Origin of the sequence: Kaistella rhinocerotis, assembly GCF_030243905.1 — a bacterium.
Lineage (GTDB): Bacteria > Bacteroidota > Bacteroidia > Flavobacteriales > Weeksellaceae > Kaistella > Kaistella rhinocerotis.
The window spans coordinates 693,308-712,983 of record NZ_JASSYY010000001.1 but is presented as its reverse complement, the minus strand read 5'-3'; the positions used below and the strand labels follow the sequence as shown (position 1 = coordinate 712,983).

20 protein-coding genes are annotated in these 19,676 nt (G+C 44.1%); 8 read left to right on the top strand and 12 right to left on the bottom strand.

Going from position 1 to position 19,676, the window contains the following annotated elements:
- Positions 1-118 precede the first annotated feature (118 nt).
- From QEP06_RS03260 to QEP06_RS03235, 6 genes are read left to right on the top strand one after another with little or no spacing between them, the layout of a single operon-like run.
- Positions 119-655: a C40 family peptidase gene (locus QEP06_RS03260; protein ID WP_251833083.1), complete on the top strand. Its 537-nt coding sequence runs from the start codon at positions 119-121 to the stop codon at positions 653-655.
- Positions 656-694: 39 nt separating this feature from the next.
- Positions 695-1,504, top strand: a complete 810-nt coding sequence (locus QEP06_RS03255; RefSeq protein ID WP_251833084.1) for a 2,3,4,5-tetrahydropyridine-2,6-dicarboxylate N-succinyltransferase — start codon at positions 695-697, stop codon at positions 1,502-1,504.
- Positions 1,505-1,513: 9 nt separating this feature from the next.
- On the top strand, positions 1,514-2,680 hold the full coding sequence (locus QEP06_RS03250; protein ID WP_285269050.1) for a glycosyltransferase family 87 protein: 1,167 nt from the start codon (positions 1,514-1,516) through the stop codon (positions 2,678-2,680).
- 10 nt (positions 2,681-2,690) lie between these two features.
- A complete protein-coding gene (locus tag QEP06_RS03245; RefSeq protein WP_251833086.1) occupies positions 2,691-3,617 on the top strand; it encodes a glycosyltransferase family 2 protein in 927 nt (308 codons plus the stop codon).
- A 1-nt stretch (position 3,618) separates the two neighbouring features.
- The gene (locus tag QEP06_RS03240; RefSeq protein WP_285269049.1) at positions 3,619-4,395 is read left to right on the top strand and encodes a polysaccharide deacetylase family protein; all 777 of its coding nucleotides are present in this window, start codon (positions 3,619-3,621) and stop codon (positions 4,393-4,395) included.
- Complete coding sequence (locus QEP06_RS03235) at positions 4,392-5,501, top strand: glycosyltransferase family 4 protein (protein WP_285269048.1); 1,110 nt, start codon at positions 4,392-4,394, stop codon at positions 5,499-5,501. The genes QEP06_RS03240 and QEP06_RS03235 overlap by 4 nt, the downstream gene beginning before the upstream one ends.
- A gap of 51 nt (positions 5,502-5,552) precedes the next feature.
- Here QEP06_RS03235 and QEP06_RS03230 read toward each other — a convergent pair whose 3' ends face one another.
- The 3 genes from QEP06_RS03230 to rpmI form a co-directional block, all read right to left on the bottom strand.
- Complete coding sequence (locus tag QEP06_RS03230; protein WP_285269047.1) at positions 5,553-6,713, bottom strand: M20/M25/M40 family metallo-hydrolase; 1,161 nt, start codon at positions 6,711-6,713, stop codon at positions 5,553-5,555.
- A gap of 86 nt (positions 6,714-6,799) precedes the next feature.
- Complete coding sequence (gene rplT, locus QEP06_RS03225) at positions 6,800-7,144, bottom strand: 50S ribosomal protein L20 (protein ID WP_251833090.1); 345 nt, start codon at positions 7,142-7,144, stop codon at positions 6,800-6,802.
- A 121-nt stretch (positions 7,145-7,265) separates the two neighbouring features.
- Positions 7,266-7,463, bottom strand: coding sequence for a 50S ribosomal protein L35 (gene rpmI, locus QEP06_RS03220; RefSeq protein WP_088358204.1), 198 nt, complete (start codon positions 7,461-7,463; stop codon positions 7,266-7,268).
- A 511-nt stretch (positions 7,464-7,974) separates the two neighbouring features.
- Between rpmI and QEP06_RS03215 the strand changes: the two genes are divergently transcribed.
- Positions 7,975-9,126 (top strand): zinc-dependent alcohol dehydrogenase, encoded by a 1,152-nt coding sequence (locus QEP06_RS03215; protein ID WP_285269046.1) that lies wholly within the window; start codon positions 7,975-7,977, stop codon positions 9,124-9,126.
- Between the two features lie 29 nt (positions 9,127-9,155).
- On the top strand, positions 9,156-9,689 hold the full coding sequence (locus QEP06_RS03210; RefSeq protein WP_285269045.1) for a hypothetical protein: 534 nt from the start codon (positions 9,156-9,158) through the stop codon (positions 9,687-9,689).
- 89 nt (positions 9,690-9,778) lie between these two features.
- On the opposite strand, the gene infC is transcribed toward QEP06_RS03210, so the two are convergent.
- The 9 genes from infC to QEP06_RS03165 form a co-directional block, all read right to left on the bottom strand.
- Positions 9,779-10,285, bottom strand: coding sequence for a translation initiation factor IF-3 (gene infC / locus QEP06_RS03205; RefSeq protein WP_285269044.1), 507 nt, complete (start codon positions 10,283-10,285; stop codon positions 9,779-9,781).
- Positions 10,286-10,367: 82 nt separating this feature from the next.
- Positions 10,368-12,287, bottom strand: a complete 1,920-nt coding sequence (gene thrS / locus QEP06_RS03200) for a threonine--tRNA ligase (RefSeq protein ID WP_285269043.1) — start codon at positions 12,285-12,287, stop codon at positions 10,368-10,370.
- 266 nt (positions 12,288-12,553) lie between these two features.
- Positions 12,554-13,072, bottom strand: a complete 519-nt coding sequence (locus QEP06_RS03195) for a hypothetical protein (protein WP_285269042.1) — start codon at positions 13,070-13,072, stop codon at positions 12,554-12,556.
- Positions 13,073-13,189: 117 nt separating this feature from the next.
- Positions 13,190-13,378, bottom strand: coding sequence for a hypothetical protein (locus tag QEP06_RS03190; protein WP_285269041.1), 189 nt, complete (start codon positions 13,376-13,378; stop codon positions 13,190-13,192).
- An 11-nt stretch (positions 13,379-13,389) separates the two neighbouring features.
- The gene (locus tag QEP06_RS03185) at positions 13,390-14,001 is read right to left on the bottom strand and encodes a DUF4230 domain-containing protein (protein WP_285269040.1); all 612 of its coding nucleotides are present in this window, start codon (positions 13,999-14,001) and stop codon (positions 13,390-13,392) included.
- Positions 14,001-14,558 carry a TlpA family protein disulfide reductase gene (locus QEP06_RS03180; RefSeq protein ID WP_251833098.1) on the bottom strand — a complete coding sequence of 186 codons (558 nt, stop codon included), beginning with the start codon at positions 14,556-14,558 and terminating at the stop codon, positions 14,001-14,003. The genes QEP06_RS03185 and QEP06_RS03180 overlap by 1 nt, the downstream gene beginning before the upstream one ends.
- Positions 14,558-15,046: a pyrophosphohydrolase domain-containing protein gene (locus QEP06_RS03175; RefSeq protein WP_285269039.1), complete on the bottom strand. Its 489-nt coding sequence runs from the start codon at positions 15,044-15,046 to the stop codon at positions 14,558-14,560. Before QEP06_RS03175 ends, QEP06_RS03180 begins: the two co-directional genes overlap by 1 nt.
- 99 nt (positions 15,047-15,145) lie before the next feature.
- Positions 15,146-18,322 (bottom strand): reprolysin-like metallopeptidase, encoded by a 3,177-nt coding sequence (locus QEP06_RS03170; RefSeq protein WP_285269038.1) that lies wholly within the window; start codon positions 18,320-18,322, stop codon positions 15,146-15,148.
- Positions 18,323-18,508: 186 nt separating this feature from the next.
- Positions 18,509-19,651 (bottom strand): acyl-CoA dehydrogenase family protein, encoded by a 1,143-nt coding sequence (locus QEP06_RS03165; RefSeq protein WP_285269037.1) that lies wholly within the window; start codon positions 19,649-19,651, stop codon positions 18,509-18,511.
- Positions 19,652-19,676: the final 25 nt, after the last annotated feature.

Genomic DNA, 19,676 nt, shown 5'->3' with positions numbered 1-19,676 from the left:
AAAACTTTTGATGAAGATATTTTTAAGATTAAAAATCTATTAGCACCCGGAAAACGCTGTGATATTCAGCTTAGACAAAATAATTTTAGTACTTTTGAACCTCAGTGCGAACTCTACTATGAAAAACCTTCTTCTGGCCGTTCTGGCATTGCTTCTAGTTTCATGTGGCGCTTCCAAACCCGCAGTCGTAAAGCGAAGCATTCCTACAAAAACCGTTGCAAAATCTCCCAACTTAAAAAATCTGGAATCTAATTTTTCCGGCAAACTGAATTCGCAGATCGAAGAGATTCTCCGCGATGCGCAAAAATATCTCGGTGCACCTTACAAATACGCCGGAAATACATCGGCGGGTTTCGACTGTTCCGGTTTGGTGGTAAAAGTTTTCGATGAGAACAAAACGAAACTGCCACGCCGCTCCGAAGACCAGTCGAGTACCGGAAAAGAAGTAAACATCCGAGACGCCAAACCCGGTGATTTGGTGTTTTTCGCCACAGCGGGCGGTAGCCGCGTTTCGCATGTGGGTATTGTGCACGACATTGGTCATGGCGGCGAGGTGAAATTCATTCATGCTTCTACGTCAAAAGGCGTCATCATTTCATCGCTGAACGAAAAATACTGGAATCAGGCGTATCTTTTCGTGCGCAGAGTTTTGTAGATTTGCGGCCTCAATTTTAATATTTAAAAATAATCAGATATGTTACAGCAGACCATCGAGAATATTTGGGATAACCGCGACCTTTTGCAGAACGCAGACAGCCAGGCGGCGATACGCGAGGTAATCCGCCAACTTGACCTAGGCGAATTGCGTGTTGCGGAGCCTACCAATAATGGCTGGAAAGTAAATGAATGGGTGAAGAAAGCGGTGGTGATGTACTTCCCGATCCAAAAGATGGAAACTATCGAAGTGGGTCCGTTCGAATTTCACGATAAAATGCCATTAAAAAGAAATTATGCCGAAAAAGGCGTTCGTGTGGTGCCGCATGCGGTTGCCAGAGAAGGTGCGTATATTGCGCCGGGCGTGATCCTGATGCCGTCTTATGTGAATATCGGCGCGTTTGTAGATTCCGGAACTATGGTAGACACGTGGGCGACGGTAGGTAGCTGTGCGCAGATCGGGAAAGACGTACACCTGAGTGGTGGAGTAGGTATTGGTGGGGTTTTAGAGCCGTTGCAGGCTGCGCCGGTTATCATCGAAGATAACGTTTTCGTGGGTTCCAGATGCATCGTTGTTGAAGGTGTGCATGTGGAAAGAGAGGCTGTTCTAGGCGCAAATGTGGTGCTTACGGCATCCACAAAAATCATTGATGTTACAGAAGATGATCCAATTGAAATTAAAGGTCGTGTACCCGCACGTTCGGTCGTGATTCCGGGAAGTTATACCAAAGAATTTCCGGCCGGAGAATTTCAGGTTCCGTGCGCGCTGATCATCGGTAAGAGAAAAGAATCTACCGATAAGAAAACCTCACTGAATGATGCGCTTCGCGAAAATAACGTCGCAGTATAACCCTGCACCGTGAAATCTAAATTCTTAAAATTCATTTCAGATCCCAAATATATTTTTGGGATTTATTTTCTTGTTTCTGCCGCTTCTGCCATTGCAAAATATCTGGGCGGACCGCTGAAATATAATAATTATCTGATTTTTAAGAATGTCTTCGTCAACACGCTGAGTGAGCGGAATATTTATTCATACTATCCAGACGCGCATTTTGATGCCAATCATTACGGCATCCTGTTCAGCATAATCATTGCGCCATTCGCGATGCTGCCCGATTGGCTCGGGATCGTTTTGTGGAACGTCGCAAATGCCGCCATTTTCACCTATGCCATCCATAAATTACCGTTCCCGAACCAGTATAAAGCGTTTTTTGCGTGGCTGTGTCTGCAGGAATTTATCACAGCCGCGGTGAGTCTTCAATTTAACATTGCATTGACGGGATTACTGATGCTGTCCGCTGTGTACGTTTATGAGGGGAAAGAAGCTAAATCTGCCATCGCGATTTTAATTGGGTTCTTCGTAAAACTATACGGAATCGCGGGGCTTTCTTCATTTTTCTTTATTAAAAATAAACTTCGGTTTATCGGTGCATTCATCGCGGTTGCTGTTTTGTTTTTCATCCTGCCAATGATAATCTCAAGTCCCGGCTTTGGTTTAAGATCTTATGCGGATTGGTACCAGTCTTTATCGGAGAAAAATATGTCGAATCAGGTCTTGGGCAACCGTCAGGATTACTCATTGATGGGAATTGTGCGACGGATCAGCGGCGCAGAAATTTCAAACCTTACGTTTCTGCTGCCGGGTATTGTTTTGTTTGGATTACCGTATCTTCGGATTAAACAGTATAAAAATTTGGCTTTCCAAATGATGATTCTGGCGTCCACGCTTTTGTTTATCGTGCTTTTCAGTTCCGGTTCCGAATCGCCTACCTTTATCATAGCGGTTTCGGGTGTGATGTTGTGGTTTTTGATGCAGAAAGAAAAAACTGCGGTTGATATCGCGCTGTTGGTATTCGTTATCATACTCACGTGCTTTTCGTTTTCAGATCTGTTTCCGAAGTCAATTAAGGAAAATTATATCATAAAATATTCGCTCAAGGCTTTGCCGTGCTGCGTAGTGTGGTTTCGGGTATGCTATGAACTCATGACGAAAGATTTTGCAAAAGATTATAAATTCGCATAAAACATTTACGGTGAAAAAAATCTCAATTGTAATTCCGGCACATAACGAAGAAGGCAACATCGTGTTGATCTATGACGCGGTTGCACGCGTTTTTGCATCACTGAATTATACATTTGAAATTATTTTTGTCAATGATGGAAGTACCGACGACACTCAAAATGTCTTAGAGAAACTATCAAAACTCCACCCCGAAATAAAAACCATCGAATTTTCGCGGAACTTCGGCCATCAGCCGGCCGTGAAAGCCGGCCTTGACCTTGCTGACGGTGATGCTGTAATTTCGATGGATGCCGATCTGCAGCATCCCGCTGAACTTATTCCGACGCTTATTGCAAAGTGGGAAGAAGGCTACGATGTGGTTTACACCATCCGTAAATACCCAAAGCAGATATCGATGTTCAAAAGGAAATCGTCATCGCTTTATTACCGCTTCCTCACGGCAATTTCTGATGTAGATATGAGCGAGGGTGGCGGCTCAGATTTCAGGCTGATGGATGCAGCGGTGGTGCGTGTAATGCGCAACATGAACGAATCTGACATCTTTCTGCGCGGACTTACCCACTGGATGGGCTTTCGGCAGACCGGCTTAAGATTTACGGCTGGACAACGCGTTTCAGGCCAAAGCAGCTACAACCTCAAAAAAATGATGCGTTTCGCTTTCACCGGCATCACGGCATTCAGCGTTAAACCACTTTATCTGGCGGCGTATCTTGGCTTTATCTTTTCAGCTTTTGCCGCTGTGGGTTATGGTATTTATGTAATCAATTCATTCGTAGACGGCACAGAGATTTCCGGTTGGGCTTCGCTGATCATGACCGTTGTGTTTTTTGGCGGGGTTCAGCTAATCATGCTTGGGATAATCGGCATTTATTTAGGCAAAATTTTCAAGCAGGTTAAGGACAGACCCAACTACATCATCAGATCTAAAAATTTTTAATATGGTTTTGCTCAGTTTTGATATCGAAGAATTTGATATGCCTTTTGAATATGGCGGTGAAATCAGTTTTGAGGAACAACTCGAAATATCGCGGCGCGGCCTGATCGAAATCCTTGCGCTGCTCAGCAAACACAATGCAAAAGCTACTTTCTTTTCCACCGTTGTCTTTGCTGAAAATAACAAAGACCTGATCGTGCAGCTATTGGAAGAAGGTCATGAGCTCGCTTCACATACGTGGTTCCATTCAAAATTTTCTGTTGAAGACCTGAAAAAATCGCGTGAGAAGTTAGCGGAAATGTTCGTGACTAATGTTTCGGGCCTGCGGATGCCGCGAATGAAAAAAGTAGATTGCAAAGACGTTGAAGCGGCGGGATATACTTATAATTCATCGGTTAATCCTACATTTTTACCTGGAAAATACAACAATCTTGGTGTTTCCAGAACTTTTTTTCGTGAGGGAAAACTACTTCAGGTTCCTGCATCTGTATCACCCATACTCCGGATTCCGCTGTTTTGGCTGAGTTTCCATAATTTCCCGCTTGTGTTCTATAAATTTTTAAGCAAAGCTGTCTTAAAGGAAGATAATTATTTAAATATTTATTTTCATCCCTGGGAATTCGCCGGTATTAAAGATGAGAAACTGAAACTTCCGGCTTTCACGACCAAAAACACAGGCCGTGAAATGGTGCAGCGCTTTGACGAATATTTAGGCTGGCTTAATAAAAACGGTTTCCGGTTCGGCACTTTTCAGGAATTTGAAAGAAAGGCAAACGTATGAAGATTGCATTCGACGGTAAAAGGTTTTTTAACAACAGTTCGGGCTTAGGCAACTATTCGCGGGACCTGGTGCGGGTTTTAGCTACGCACTTTCCGGCGCATGAGTATCTTTTATTAAATAAGTCGAAGACAGCAAAAGGTGAGTCAATCCTCAGTTTAACGAATGTTGATTTTATTCCGACATCAAAAGGTAACCTTTCGCGCCAGCTCAAAATGGGCAAAGACGCGCAGAACGCGGATGCTGATGTGTTCCATGGACTTTCTGGTGAACTGCCGTTGAAATGGAACAAAAAACCAATCAGGAAAGTAGTAACGATCCATGATTTAATCTTTCTGAAATTTCCCAAATATTACTCTTTTTTTGACCGTAAGATTCATTTGTGGAAGTTCCGCCAGGCCGCAAATCAGGCCGACCGAGTCATTGCGATTTCCGAACAGACGAAAAGGGACATCATTCATTACCTGAAAGTTCCTGAGCACAAGATCAACGTAGTTTATCAGGGTTGCCACGCCGCATTTAAATCAAAAAAAACCGACGAAGAACGGAGTGTCGTAAAACTTAAGTATTCGCTTCCTGAGCGTTTTATTTTGAATGTAGGAACCATTGAGGAAAGAAAAAACCTGCTGAATGTAGTAAAAGCAATCACGGATTCTGAGATTCCGCTGGTGGTCGTCGGAAAAAAAACCAGATATTTCGGCCACGTGCAGAAGTATTTAATCAAAAACAAGATGCAGCAGCGCGTGCATTTCCTTGAAGGAGTTTCCATGGACGAACTCGCTGCAATTTATCAGCTCGCAGATATTTTTGTGTATCCTAGCGTGTATGAAGGTTTCGGAATTCCTGTCATTGAGGCACTTTTTTCGGGAACAGCCATTATCACCAGCAACAGAAGTTCCCTGCCCGAAGCCGGCGGACCGGACTCTCTTTACGTTGATCCTTACAATGTAGCAGATTTAAAAGCTAAAGTTCTCTTCCTTTGGGAAAATAAATCAGAACGTGATCGCCGCGCCGAAAAAGGCTTGCGGTATGTCACAAAGTTTGAAGACGAAGAGGTAGCAGCCGACCTGATGCGCGTCTACGAAAGTCTTTTAAATAAACAGGAATAAAAAAAGCAGGAAGATTTACTTCCTGCTTTAAGTTTTTAAAATAAACTAAATCTATTTTTTTACGATAAGCTTTTTACTCACAGACTCGTTGCCAATCTGCGTCGTCAGGATGTAAACGCCGTTTGTCAATGCTGAAATATCAATGTTCTGCTGATTTTCTGACTGTAAAACCCGTTTTCCGGTAAGATCTGAGATGAATACTTTGAAATACTTTGCATCTACACCTACGTTTACATTGTCTTGTGCAGGATTGGGGTAAAGACTTACGCGCTCCGAAATATTTGCTGAAACTGTCGAAAGTGGAGTTGGGTCAGTTGAAGCGCCTGCGAAATGCTGCATGGCACCTACAACGCCGCGGGTGATGTTAGTGACATACGCCGGATCCATATTACTTTTGAGGTCCGTAGAAGAATGTTTGTGCGGAGTCTCATTGGTTTCAAACAGACCCGTGATTACGTAGCCTTTTTGTTCAAAAGGCATATAATCAGAGGCGTAGGCATATGACATCGTGGTTTGCAGACTGCTGTAATTCCGGATGTATGTGGCCAAGTTGGTGGTAATTGCGAGACTTGGGGCATTGTTCGCGGTTCCGCCCGCACTGGTTTGGTCGCTTTCGCAGGTCACCGTGGTGTTCGCTTTGGTGGTTACGCCGCCAATTTCATCAATGTTAAGTATGAAAGCGGTGTCTGCAAGAGACGGAACAAGTGTACTCGCCACATACGCCCGGCTTCCCAGCAAACCCTGTTCTTCACCGGAGAAGTTGATGAATTTAATAGAATAATCCGTGGGCACGGTAGCTAAAATCCGGGCCAGTTCCAATATTAGTGCGACGCCGGAGCCGTTGTCATTCGTTCCGCGTCCCACGATGGTATCAAAATGCCCACAAACGATGATAAATTTTGATGCATTGCTTCCAGTCCCGGTCTTGCTAACGATCAGGTTTTTGCTGGTGTAGCCACTCTGCGTCCAGTTTTGTTCTTGGATAGATGACGCGCTGTATCCAAACTCCGTGTATTTATTTTTCAGCCAGGCAAGTGTATTTGCGTTCGCGGTGCTGCCCGTTGTTTTCACGCCCAGCGCTTCGAATTCCGAAAGGAAATTATTGATATTAGTTGCAGAAACAAGATCTACTCTCGACTGGTAAACCGGAATAGTTTGGCCAAATACGAAAGCGGTAAATACAATAGCTAAAGCGATGAAAGTCTTTTTCACAGGACGGATTTTTATGGGCGTAAAATTAAAATAAAAAATCCTAAACCGAAGTTCAGGATTTAATAATTGATAACAAAAAATTGTACTTATTTTACTTGATCTACAACTGCTTTGAAAGCTTCAGGGTGATTCATTGCTAAATCTGCTAAAACTTTTCTGTTCAGTTCGATATTGTTGCTTTTCAGAGCGCCCATAAACTGGGAGTAAGACATCCCGTGTTCTCTTGCACCCGCGTTGATACGCATGATCCAAAGGCTACGGAAATTTCTTTTCTTCTCTTTTCTACCGCGGTAAGCGTATTGCATTGCTTTTTCCACGGCGTTTTTAGCTACAGTCCAAACGTTCTTTCTTCTACCGAAAAAACCTTTAGCCTGCTTCATTACTTTCTTTCTGCGAGCTCTGGAAGCTACGGCATTTACTGATCTTGGCATAATTGAATTTGTTTTTTTTGAAAAGGGCGGTAAATTATTTCATTACACTTTTCTGCACCGTTTCAGGGTTAAATTTTCTGAATTTTTTTTGAATTCTTATAAACCGGTTGATTTATAAAAACTACTTAATGGCTAATTGGCGGAGTACGCTTTTCTCATCCACGGTAGCAACGTAAGAAGTTTGCGTAAGATTTCTCTTCTGCTTAGTTTCTTTTTTCGTCAAGATGTGGCTTTTGAAAGCACCTTTTCTTTTAATCTTCCCGGTTCCGGTCAGCTTAAAACGCTTCTTAGCACCTGATTTAGTTTTTAATTTTGGCATTTTGCTTAATTTATCTGTTTGTTATCAATCCTGTTTTCTGTTGTCGCGGCACCTTGGGGTGTTACACTACAATTCAGGGTGCAAAAGTACAACAATTTGTTGTAATAGGAAAGTGGTGTTGCTTAAGTTTTTGGGCGTGCCGCGCGCTCGGTCGTTTTCCCGGCACGGGCTTGCGTCCTTTGCCGGGGCCACTTCCTCACTTGCGTCGGGCGCTCATACTCCTCGCGTCGGCAGGCCTGTCGGCCCGCCGCCGCGAGGAGTAACCGCTGCGATCCCTCACGCAGACGGTGCAAATCATTTCAGACAAAAATATTTACACTTTATCCCTTTTATAGCCGAAACACTTAATTGGATTTAAAAATTCACGGTCCGCGGTACGTGCTGCATTTGATTTGCTCGGCATTGTACTGAACTATTTAACCTCTTAAAAAATCATAAATAATGATTATTTCTGGTTTCGCGGTCTTTTTTTTGATGCATGAAGATTCAATCACCAAAAAAATAAACAAATATGTTAGCAATGAATTTCCGCGGACCTTTTCGCGTCCGTCCCGACCGCAATATGCCGGAGCCACAGATCGAGCATCCGGAAGACGCTATAGTAAAGGTGCTCAGATCCTGTATTTGCGGCTCCGACCTTCATCTGTATCACGGCCTTGTTCCCGATACCCGTGTGGGCACCACTTTCGGCCATGAATTCATCGGTGAAGTTGTGGAAGTAGGATCCGGCGTCCAAAAACTTAAAGTGGGCGATAAAGTTATGGTCCCGTTTAATATTTCGTGTGGCAAATGCGCCTTCTGCAAGCAGGAACTTTACGGTAACTGCCACGAATCAAACCCAAGCGCTACCGCCGTAGGTGGGATTTTTGGATATTCGCATACCGCCGGAGGTTTCCAGGGCGGACAGGCAGAATATGCAAGGGTACCGTACGCGGACGTGGGCCCGACCGTAATTCCAGACTGGATGGATCCTGATGACGCTGTACTTCTAACCGATGTAGTACCGACCGGTTATCAGGCCGCCGAAATGGCCGGAATACAGAAAGGCGATACGGTTGTTGTCTTTGGAGCTGGACCAATCGGTATTATGGCTGCTAAAAGTGCCTGGCTCTTTGGCGCCAGAAGGGTTATCGTAATCGACCATTTGGAATATAGACTCGATTTCGTAGCAAAATATGCGCAATGTGAAGCTTATAATTTTAAAAGTATCGGGGATCCGGTTGTCTTCATTAAAACTCAAACCGACTCGCTTGGAGCAGATGTCTGTATCGATGCCGTAGGCTGCGAGGCCAAAGGAAACAGGATGAATACGTTACTGGGTATAAAATTGCTTCTGCAGGGAGGTTCTACTACGGCGCTGCATTGGGCGATCAACTCCGTCAAGAAAGGGGGTATTGTTTCAATTGTCGGTGTATACGGACCGATTGATGCACTTGTACCAATCGGAAATGTAGTAAACAAAGGAATTACCATCCGCGCGAATCAGGCCGCGGTGAAACGTCACTTGCCGAAACTTATTGAGCATGTGAAAAACGGTGTCATCGATCCGAAACAAATCATTACGCACCGCGTTCCACTGGAAGAAATATCTGATGCTTACCACATCTTTTCGCAGAAACTTGATGGCTGTATAAAAACAGTACTGATTCCGCCGAGAGCTTAAAAGGTTTTTTAACTTAAAAATATTACGACATGCTTACAGATGAAACAAAACCCTCCGATTTTAAAAAGAGTGAAAACGCTAATTTCAGCCAAATAAAGGGTTGGGGGATAGACGCCGATCCTGAAAATGATCCTGTCTACCCGATGAAAAAGCGCAATAACGCAGAACATGAAGGTTACGCCTGGGACAGACCAGCGCAGCAACAAGACGATGTGGAAATCCTGAAATCCGTAGAACGGCCAAACCTTACAGCCGTTTTCGGCACTGCTTCACCACCTGAAGGTCTCAACGGAAAACTTCGCGAAATTGCGTTCAAATACAGTGAGTCAAGTTACGGAAGATGGCTTCCTCTTGTCCTGGCAGACCGTGTGGGTGTAGTGGAAGGAATATTGGATGACTTCAAAAAAGGTCATATTCCAAATATTTTCAACGAACTTGGTTGGGGTGCGGAACTCAAGCACAACAAAAAAGGCTTTATCCTGAAAATGGCGCTCATCGCTGCAGGAACAGCCGTTGCCGTTAGCTTACTAACATCTAAGAAGAAAGCTGAAGATGAAGAGTAGCAAATATTATGACACTATCACAAAAAAAAGAGACTTGAAAAAGTCTCTTTTATATTTCAGGCAATCAGCAAAAAGCCATCGGCCAACTGCTATTTCGCCGGTTTTTTCGGGCTCATCATCATAATCATCCGCTTACCTTCCAGTTTTGGCAACTGATCTACCTTCCCCACATGTTCCAGTTCCTGCGCCAGTTTCAGAAGAAGGATTTCTCCCTGATCTTTGAAAACGATAGAACGTCCTTTGAAGAATACGTATGTTTTCAGTTTTGAACCTTCTTCAAGGAATTTTTCGGCGTGCTTTTTCTTGAATTCGTAATCGTGCTCATCAGTCTGAGGACCGAAACGTATTTCCTTTACCACCACTTTCACCTGCTTGGCTTTAAGCTCTTTGGTCTTCTTCTTCTGCTCGTAAAGGAATTTTTTATAGTCTAGAATCCGCGTAATATACGGTTCCGCCTTGTCTGAGATTACCACAAGATCCAGTTCCTGGTCTTTGGCAATTTCCAGCGCTTTCTGCAGCGGATAAACGCCGGGTTCTACATTGTCGCCGACCAAACGTACTTCCTTTGCCCGGATCTTTTCGTTAATCTGATGCAAATCTTCCTGTACGCGTCGCTGTGGACCTCGGCCTCGGTAGTTAAATTTCTGTGCTATGGTGTTTAATTTTTAATGTTAATTCTTAAATTTTTGCTTCCTTCTGGAAGTAGGCGATAAAATCTTCGACACTCATGGTGCCCAAATCGCCTTCGTTTCTTCTGCGGACAGAAATTGTGCCATCCCGCTCCTCATTTTCGCCAACTATCAACATAAATGGCAATTTTTTCATTTCAGCATCCCGAATCTTACGTCCGGTTTTTTCATTTCTGTCGTCGATCAGGCCGCAAATATCGTGATTTTCCAGTAATTGCGAAACTTTTTTCGCATAATCAACATATTTTTCGCTGATTGGCAGAATGGTAAACTGATCCGGTGCAAGCCAAAGCGGGAAATCGCCCGCAGTGTTTTCGAGCAGGATCGCGATGAATCTCTCCATCGAGCCGAACGGCGCTCGGTGAATCATTACCGGTCTGTGTTTTTCATTATCGCTTCCCGTGTACCAAAGATCAAATCTCTCCGGTAAATTATAATCTACCTGGATGGTGCCAAGTTGCCAGCTGCGTCCGAGCGCATCTTTCACCATGAAATCGAGCTTTGGGCCATAGAATGCAGCTTCACCGTATTCCACGATCGTTTTCAGACCTTTCTTTTCCGCTGCTTGAATGATTGCATCTTCTGCTTTTTTCCAGTTTTCATCGCTGCCGATGTATTTTTCTTTTTTGTCCGGATCTCTCAGTGAAACCTGCGTCACGAAATCTTCAAATCCTAAAGATTTAAAAACATAAAGTGTCAGGTCGATCACATTTTCGAATTCCGCCAAAAGCTGGTCGGGTGTACAGAAAAGGTGCGCATCATCCTGCGTAAATCCGCGGACACGTGTCAGACCGTGAAGTTCGCCGGATTGCTCGTAACGATAAACCGTTCCGAATTCTGCAAATCGTTTTGGCAAGTCTTTGTACGACCACTGTCCGACTTTGTAGATTTCGCAGTGATGCGGGCAGTTCATCGGTTTCAGCATGAATTCCTCGCCTTCATTAGGTGTTTTGATGGGTTGGAAGCTGTCTGCGCCATATTTATCCCAGTGACCAGAAGTTACATAAAGTTCCTTGGCACCGATATGTGGCGACATCACGAACTCGTAACCCGATTTTTTCTGAGCGTCGGATAAGAAGTTTTCTAGTTTTTTTCTTAATGCTGCGCCTTTTGGTAACCAAAGCGGTAAACCTGCGCCCACTTTTTCTGAGAATGCGAAAATACCAAGTTCTTTACCGAGTTTACGGTGATCGCGGCGTTTTGCTTCTTCAAGTCTTTCGAGATATTCGGTAAGGTCTTTCTGCTTAGGGAACGAAATTCCGTAAACACGTGTCAGCTGCTTGTTTTTCTCGTCTCCGCGCCAGTAAGCTCCAGCGGCGTTCAGAATTTTCACTGCTTTCACAATTCCGGTGGCAGGAATATGGCCGCCGCGGCAAAGGTCGGTGAAGTTGTCGTGAGAGCAGAACGTGATTTCGCCATCATTAAGGTTTGAAATCAACTCGGTTTTGTACGGATTGTCGGCATATTCTTTCAGCGCGTCTGCTTTGGAAACCGCGTAAAGGTTGAAAGTTGAATTCTTCTTCGCGTTCTCGAGCATTTTTTTCTCGATTTTTTCAAAGTCTTTTTCCGAAAGACTTTCATCGCCAAAATCTACGTCGTAATAGAACCCGTTTTCGATGGCTGGCCCAATAGTAAGTCTGGCGTCCGGGTAAAATTCCACGATTGCCTGCGCGAGAAGGTGAGCGGAAGAATGCCAAAAGGCTTTTTTGCCAAGATCATCATTCCAGGTGAGGAGCTGAAGTGTAGAATCTGTACTGATCGGCGTGTTGATTTCGGTTTGTGTGCCGTTTACCATTGCAGAAATTACGTTTCTGGCGAGGCCTTCGCTGATCGATTTTGCTAGGTCAAGAGGCGTTACCGCGCTCTCGAATTCTCTGACGCTCCCGTCGGGAAGTGTGATCTTTACCATTTTTAGCTCAAAATTTTAAGAAGCAAAAATACGGTTTTTCTTCCAACTTTTGTTGGTGTAAAAGTTGAATTTAAAGAGAGCATGTCCACACTGTATGTCGGAAGAGAAAATGCCTGATGTTTTAGCCCTGATTGCAATGGAAATCCCCGCCGCCACGGCGGGATTGCAATGGAAAGCAGGCAGGGTAGTGGCAAGTGTGAGAGTCTTCGGGTTCTAAAAACAAAAAATCCGAACAAAATGTCCGGATTTTATTTCTATAGTTTCCTTTAATCATCAGCATTTCCCATGGAATCCATGTCGGTGCTCATGCCGCGTCCGCGGAAATTGTAAGAGCGGTTTTCACCGACCATATACAGGTTGTTTTTGGCTTTGGCAATGATTCTTGCGCGTTCGTCTTCGGTCAAGTTGTTGTCAGGCGATGCAAATTCTTCGCCCATGTAGCGGTCCTGTGTGACATCATTTACATTCAGCGCTCCCTCGTCGTTCATGATGTCGCGGGCTTTTTCGGCACGGTCGCTGGTATTGGTGTAAACGGTGACGATATTGCTTTTGCTGCCGGCGTAGCTGTATTTTTTGCGGTCATTATCATTATCTCCGAAGAGCCAGTTCCAGAATCCGGATGTGTTTTCGTCTTCATCAAACTCAGAGCCTTCGGTGTATTCGCCGGTGGTAGAATAGCGTGAAATCTGGTAATCTTCTTTTCCAAACCCTGCACTGGCGAGTTTACTGGAAGCTTTCTCGGCTGCTTCGGTAGTTGGGAACATGCCCACGACTGTGTATGACATAATTTTAATTTTTAAGGTTAAACTTTGCTTTGGAACAGCAAAAATTATGACAATGTGGTTTACAGAAGGTATTTAAATATAAAGTTCGACAGAGTTCACACAAAAAAAACGAAAAAATTAATTTTCGTTTTGATCCTGACTTTCTGTTTTGCCGTCTTTGTGAAGTTTGGATGTTTGCTTTATCTCTTTCTCCGTCGGCTGCTCGGAGCGTATTTTTTCGGAAGAAGCCGGAATATTCGGCAGATCCTGATTTTCCTTTTTTACTTCTGAAGGTGTTTTTTTGTCGTGGTTTTTTTCAGGAATCATGAGTAAAGTTTTTAGAGTTTTGTGGTGTCGATCTGACCGGTTTGGTCTTCGATTTCGTAGTTCAAAGCCCTTGCCAAAACGAAAAGCTGATCCAGGTTTTCAAGTAATTGTTTGCGGCCTTCGGCGCGCAGGCGCTGCTGGTTTACGGTCTGGTACGCATTGTCTTTCGCCGATTTCGTCACTTTCTGCAGGTCTTTTTCATTGAAACGGTCGAGGAAAGAATCGTCCATAGACTGTATTTCGACACTCGGGATGATCCTGATATCTGCCGCCGGAAGTTCGCGGATGATAACTTTGCGGTTCACGGAATCAACTTCAAGTTTCATTTTATTTAAATCGTAAGAAACCTGCGCATTCGTTTTTGTGAATGTGATGAGCTCTTTTTCGATGTTTGGCAGCATGCCGCCCAAAAGTTGAGATGTCACTTTTGTTTTTTGCATGCTTGAGAAATCCTGCTCCATTACGACCATTTTATTCATCTTTCGGATTTGGTTGGTGATGATGTAGTAATCATTCTGCATCTTATCCTCGGTTCTTTTGGAAAGTGAATTATAGATCAGCACCATCAGCAGCATTGCCGCTGCCCCGATAATAAAAGGTAATATTTTCGAATAATTTTTCACTATTTGAATATTTCTTTAATCGTGGAATTGTCTTTTTTAAGAATTTCAACCAGGTCGCGCTCAATGTAGCCGCTTTGCGGATTTTCAACGATGCGGCCGATTTCCTTGCCGTACTTCTGAACTATAATGGTCGGTACAAACTGAATATTAAGCAGGCCTTCTTCACCGCCTGGCGCTTCTTTCTTGCGGTTTACGCCTATCATTGTAAGTTTGTTTTCGGGGAATTTCAAGGTCTCCAGAATTCTCATCAGCCTTGGTACCTGTCGGTGGCTGTCTTCGCACCACGTTCCCATCACCACCGTAAGATTATAGCTGCTAAGTTTTTCTTTCCGAAGTTCAGCGATTGCGTTTTCATCCACGCTGTATCCCTCAAATTCCGGAGTGTACCACTCGCTGTATGGAGATTTCAGCAGTTGGTTTTTGGTCTGCGGACCGAGAAGCATTTTGCCGTCGGAGGTACTTTCCACTTCGCGGTTTACCACCGTTTTTTGGCTGCTGCACGACACTGACGTAAGCGTGAGGGTGGCCGCGAATATAAGCGTTGAAAATTTTCTCATTAACTTAAATTTTTTGCTGGAGTAAGGTCTAGGATGCTTTTAAGATCTGCTGGAGAATAGTTTTTGTTTTTAAGAACTTTGTTATCGGAAACCCGGTGAACATTGATTTTTTCACCACTCGTTTCGCAATAGGCGTCTTCTCCTTTTTCTTTATAAAACGCTATTGTTTCATCTGCTTCCATTTGATTAGCGCAGGCTTTAGACATATTGGAACGCTGCACTTCGTTAAAAAGCTCTACAAATTTTTCGCCAAGCCCAAACTCCAAGACCGCGCCACTTAATACATACTGCAAATCGCAAAGCGCGTCGGCGACCTCAACTATATCATTATTATCAATCGCTTCTTTTAGTTCATTGAGTTCTTCCTGAAGTAAGTCGACGCGAAGTTTGCATCTTTCAGCAGACGGTATCTGTGGCGAACTGAGAATGGGTGCATTAAAGGTTCTGTGGAACTGAGCCACCTGATTCAGCGAATCTATTTTATCCATTTAAATTGATATTTAAACAAAGATAGAAATTCGAACTTAAAATGAAAAAGCCGCCGCAAATTGCTTTGCGGCGGCTCATATAAAGAAGGTTTCGTTAATTTATTCGCGGATAAAACGTTTTGAAGTCTTACCAATCTGAATGATATAAACACCTTTTACCAAACGGTTTACGTCCACTTTTTGGTCGGTGACGGTTCCGCTGCTGATCAGTTTTCCACTCATGTCGAATATTCGGAAGTCTGATGACTCCGCATTCTCGATATTCAGGATATTTCCTTTTATAGGATTTGGATAAATTGAAAGTCCTGTTGTAGGCGTAACCATTCGGTCTTCGTCTCTGTTGGCAGAAACGATGTTCAGCGTGTAGTCTTCAACCTGTCCGTAAGTGAAAGTGCCGCAAGCCGATGAAGGAACGGTATTGTACTGCATCATCACGCGCATTCTTGTGGTACCTACTTTTGCTGTAGTAGGAATCGTGATATTGCCTGTTACCGGAGTTGTGGTTGAACCTGTTTTAGTCCAAACTTTCTCGCCGGAATCTGTGAAGACACCGTTTCCGTTGTAATCAATGTACACCGCGTAAGCTTCTTTATACTTGGTAGATGTCCACGTTGGTGTAATTGTAATCTGGTAAGATGTTCCGCGTGTTACGTTTGTTGAAATGTTGGTGAAGTTTTCATATCCGGCAGTTCCGGTAGATGAATTATTAATGGTTCCGAACTTCACATTACCAATTCGCTCATCAGCTGTGTTGCTTGCAGAAGCTGTACAATAAGTAACAGAGTTGCTCAACGTGGTAACTGAAACTGCGTTACTGGCTGCTGAGATATTTCCGGCTGCATCTTTAGCTTTCACAGTGAAGCTGTAATTTGTGGAGGCCGTAAGACCGGTAACTGAATAAGATGTTGAAGCTGTAGAACCGATCAGCGCTGAATTTTGATAAACATCGTAACCTGTAACACCCACATTGTCAGTTGCACCGCTCCAGCTTAAATTAGTGGCTGAAGATGTAGTTCCTAAAGCAGATAAAGTGGGAGCCGTTGGCGCTGTGGTGTCACTCGCGGGAGCAAGTGTGGTAACGGAAACCGAATTGCTCGCTGCCGAAGTGTTGCCCGCTGCATCCATAGCTTTTACTGTAAAGGTGTATGTAGTAGATGCTGCCAGACCTGTCGCTGTGTAATTTGTGGCTGACGTATTTCCAAGCAATGTGGAACCACGGTAAATTTCGTAACCGGTAACTCCCACATTATCCGTTGCACCGCTCCACGACAGATTTGTCGAATTTTGAGTGGTTCCGGAAGCTGCAAGTGTTGGTGCCGTTGGCGCCTCTGTGTCTGAAGTACCCGCGGTCACAGTGATGTTGGCTTTATTCACATTAAAGAAAATGTGGTTGCTGCCTTTCACCATGATTCGTCCTGTGGAAGTAGCTGAGTTCGGGATTGTAACATTTTGAGAACCGTCGTTTGGTGTTCCTGCGAGTAATGTTGTCCAGCTGTTTCCATTGTCTGTTGACCAAAGAATGTCTACGTTTGCGGCATTGATATTATTGGCGGTTGTACCGGCAACGTTCCATGTTATTGGCTGTGAAGAACCACCGCTGTATGTAACAGCAGAAGACTGTGAAGTAACTGTAAATGGTCCTGCGGTCGCATTCACCGTAATCACGGCATCATCTGAATTATTTCCGGAACCGTCTGGACGGTTATCACGAACTGTAAATCTGAAATTAAGATTTCTCGCAACTGATGAAAGCGCCTCAACAGTAATTTCCTGCCCAGCCGTGGTGGTTGCACCGGCTAAAACCGACTGCATCCGAGGGAAGTACCGCGTAGGCGAGGTGGTAGGTACCCAACTGCGGAAATTCACACCTGTTGTTTTTGTTGCGCTTGGCGCTGCCGATGTAGTTTGGTTGTCCATCTGTTCCCAAATGTAGGTAAGTACATCACCGTTCGCATCACTCGAAGTTCCGGTAAGCATGTAAGGCGTACTTTTCGGAACCGTATAATCAGAACCTGCGTTGGCTGTCGGGATTGAGTTTCCTGTGGGCGTATTTACTGAGCAGGTTTTGGATTTAATATTATTTGTGATCTGCTGAATGGTCACTGCATGAAAGATTGGGTCTGAATGAGGCTGAATGTCAACCGACGTAATGCCCGCATAGCCCATGATCGTGGAGCCCGATCCAGGCTCCATCTGAACACCTGTGCCTTCATTGGAATGAGTAAAAGTATGGTTTCCGCCAAACTGATGACCCATTTCATGTGCAACATAATCAATATCGAAGTTATCACCAGCCGGAATGTTATCAGCAGGGGAGGTTATACCTTTGCCTTTTGAACCGTTTACGCAGACGCAGCCGATACAGCCCGCATTTCCTCCCCCGCCGGAAGCACCAAAAAGGTGCCCGATGTCGTAGTTGGCTTCACCGATTACATTTGTCAAAGTCGTCTGAAGCTGGTTATTCCATTGCGACATAGATGATGCGTTTGAATAGGGGTCTGTGGAAGCGTTGGTGTAAATCACGGCATCGTTATTCGCGATTAAAACCATTCTTACCGAAAAGTCTTTTTCGAAAACGCCATTTACGCGCGTCATCGTGTTGTTCATCGCTGCAAGTGCCTGTGCCTTTGTTCCGCCAAAATAAACGGCATATTCTCCTGTGCACGAAAGCGCGAGCCTGAAAGTACGAAGTAAACCGTCGTCTGCGTTCGGTCTGGCTGAAAGGTCGGTCTGGGCCCGAACATCATCGATCGTGGTACATTCAAATTTGCTTAAATTATCTTTTTTGTCAGATCTTTTGTACACAACATAGGTTTGTGCGTCGGTTGTGTAAGGCTCAATAAACACGGCAGAATTGTCCGCATGAATTTCCATGGACGAAAGTCCGAGCGGAGAAACACTGAAGTAAATTATTTTGGAAGGATCCGATAGGCTTTGGCCCACATAGGCTTTGATGTCCGGATATTTTGCGGCCAGTGCAGGTTCAAAATTCGACTGTTCTGAAACCTTAAAATCTTCTAAATTACCCTCACCGGAAGGGAAACTTATTATTTTCCCTGATTTTTCATCTGCTGCGAGTTTTTTCGGAGCGTTTTTTAAAGCCTGTTTCAAGCCTTCAATGTCAAGCTGAAAAAGCCTGGGCGTCTGTATGGAAACTTTATTTCCGATGACTTCAGCGTGCGCCGAACGGGAAGTTTGAGTCCACAAAGAACCGGTTTGGCCAAAGGTCAAACCGGCTACTGCCGCGAATGCGAGCGATAATAGTTTTGTTTTCATTTAATACAAATAATTTGAATTATTGTTTCCGTTAAGAAAAATCAAATGTATATAAAAAAACAAATTACATAATGTGTTTTACTATAAAAAATTTAGAGAAAAGTTTAAATCGATGATTTTATCGAAATTAGCGTTTAAGCAAAAAAAAACACCGCTACCGGTGTTTTTTCTATTGTTTATGATTGATTATTGTCGGGAAATCTCGCGGCCAATCACCAATTTTTGAATTTCTGAAGTACCTTCGCCGATTGTACAAAGTTTCGCATCGCGGTAAAACTTCTCTACCGGGAAATCTTTGGTGTAACCATAACCTCCAAAAATCTGTACCGCATTGTTTGCGATGCGCACGCAAGCCTCAGATGCATACAGTTTAGCCATTGCACCTTCTTTAGTCATCGGTTTCTTGGCGTTTTTGAGATTGGAGGCACGCTGAATAAGTAATTCTGCCGCGTCGATTTCAGTTGCCATGTCTGCAAGCATAAAATTCACTGCCTGGAACTGATTGATCGGTTGACCGAACTGATGTCTCTCAAGTGAATATTTTAAAGCAGCTTTGTATGCTCCGCGGGCAATTCCTAAGCTTAGAGCAGCGATAGAGATACGTCCGCCATCCAGAATTTTCATGGCCTGTTTGAAACCTGAACCTACCTCGCCTAAGCGGTTGGCGTCAGGTACGCGGACATTATCGAAAATGAGTTCCGCTGTTTCAGAAGCACGCATTCCGAGTTTGTTTTCTTTACGTCCGAAAGTGAAGCCTTCCATTCCTTTTTCAAGCACGAAAGCGGTGGAATTGTTTTTAGCTCCTCTTTCGCCTGTGCGAGTCATCACTACTGCTATGTCGCCGGAAATCGCGTGTGTGATGAAATTTTTCGCCCCGTTGATAACCCAGTCATCGCCATCTTTTACAGCTGTTGTGCTCATTCCGCCCGAATCTGAACCTGTGTTGTGTTCTGTCAGGCCCCAGGCACCGATTACTTTTCCGGAAGCCAGTTGTGGCAACCATTTATGGCGCTGTTCCTCATTTCCGAATTCGTAAATATGGTTAGTACACAGGGAGTTATGCGCAGCAACTGAAAGACCTATTGAAGGGTCTACCTGCGAAATTTCATCCAAAATGGCCACATATTCATGATAGCCTAAACCGGAGCCACCGTATTCTTCAGGAATTACGATCCCCATAAAACCCATCTCACCAAGCTGGTGAAAAAGTTCAACCGGGAAATGCTGGCTCTCGTCCCATTCCATAATTCTTGGGCGAATGTTCTTTTCTGCAAAATCTTTGGCAGTTTCGGCAATCATTGAAATGTTATCCATAATGTCGCTACTCATATCTTATGTTTTGTTTCCAAAGATA

Coding starts and splice junctions, on each gene's coding strand:
- QEP06_RS03260 (WP_251833083.1), top strand. CDS start 119: ATGAAAAACCTTCTTCTGGCCGTTCTGGCATTGCTTCTAGTTTCATGT.
- QEP06_RS03255 (WP_251833084.1), top strand. CDS start 695: ATGTTACAGCAGACCATCGAGAATATTTGGGATAACCGCGACCTTTTG.
- QEP06_RS03235 (WP_285269048.1), top strand. CDS start 4,392: ATGAAGATTGCATTCGACGGTAAAAGGTTTTTTAACAACAGTTCGGGC.
- thrS (WP_285269043.1), bottom strand. CDS start 12,287: ATGGTAAAGATCACACTTCCCGACGGGAGCGTCAGAGAATTCGAGAGC.
- rpmI (WP_088358204.1), bottom strand. CDS start 7,463: ATGCCAAAATTAAAAACTAAATCAGGTGCTAAGAAGCGTTTTAAGCTG.
- QEP06_RS03195 (WP_285269042.1), bottom strand. CDS start 13,072: ATGTCATACACAGTCGTGGGCATGTTCCCAACTACCGAAGCAGCCGAG.
- QEP06_RS03190 (WP_285269041.1), bottom strand. CDS start 13,378: ATGATTCCTGAAAAAAACCACGACAAAAAAACACCTTCAGAAGTAAAA.
- QEP06_RS03165 (WP_285269037.1), bottom strand. CDS start 19,651: ATGAGTAGCGACATTATGGATAACATTTCAATGATTGCCGAAACTGCC.
- QEP06_RS03210 (WP_285269045.1), top strand. CDS start 9,156: ATGCTTACAGATGAAACAAAACCCTCCGATTTTAAAAAGAGTGAAAAC.
- QEP06_RS03215 (WP_285269046.1), top strand. CDS start 7,975: ATGTTAGCAATGAATTTCCGCGGACCTTTTCGCGTCCGTCCCGACCGC.
- rplT (WP_251833090.1), bottom strand. CDS start 7,144: ATGCCAAGATCAGTAAATGCCGTAGCTTCCAGAGCTCGCAGAAAGAAA.
- QEP06_RS03170 (WP_285269038.1), bottom strand. CDS start 18,322: ATGAAAACAAAACTATTATCGCTCGCATTCGCGGCAGTAGCCGGTTTG.
- QEP06_RS03180 (WP_251833098.1), bottom strand. CDS start 14,558: ATGAGAAAATTTTCAACGCTTATATTCGCGGCCACCCTCACGCTTACG.
- QEP06_RS03175 (WP_285269039.1), bottom strand. CDS start 15,046: ATGGATAAAATAGATTCGCTGAATCAGGTGGCTCAGTTCCACAGAACC.
- QEP06_RS03240 (WP_285269049.1), top strand. CDS start 3,619: ATGGTTTTGCTCAGTTTTGATATCGAAGAATTTGATATGCCTTTTGAA.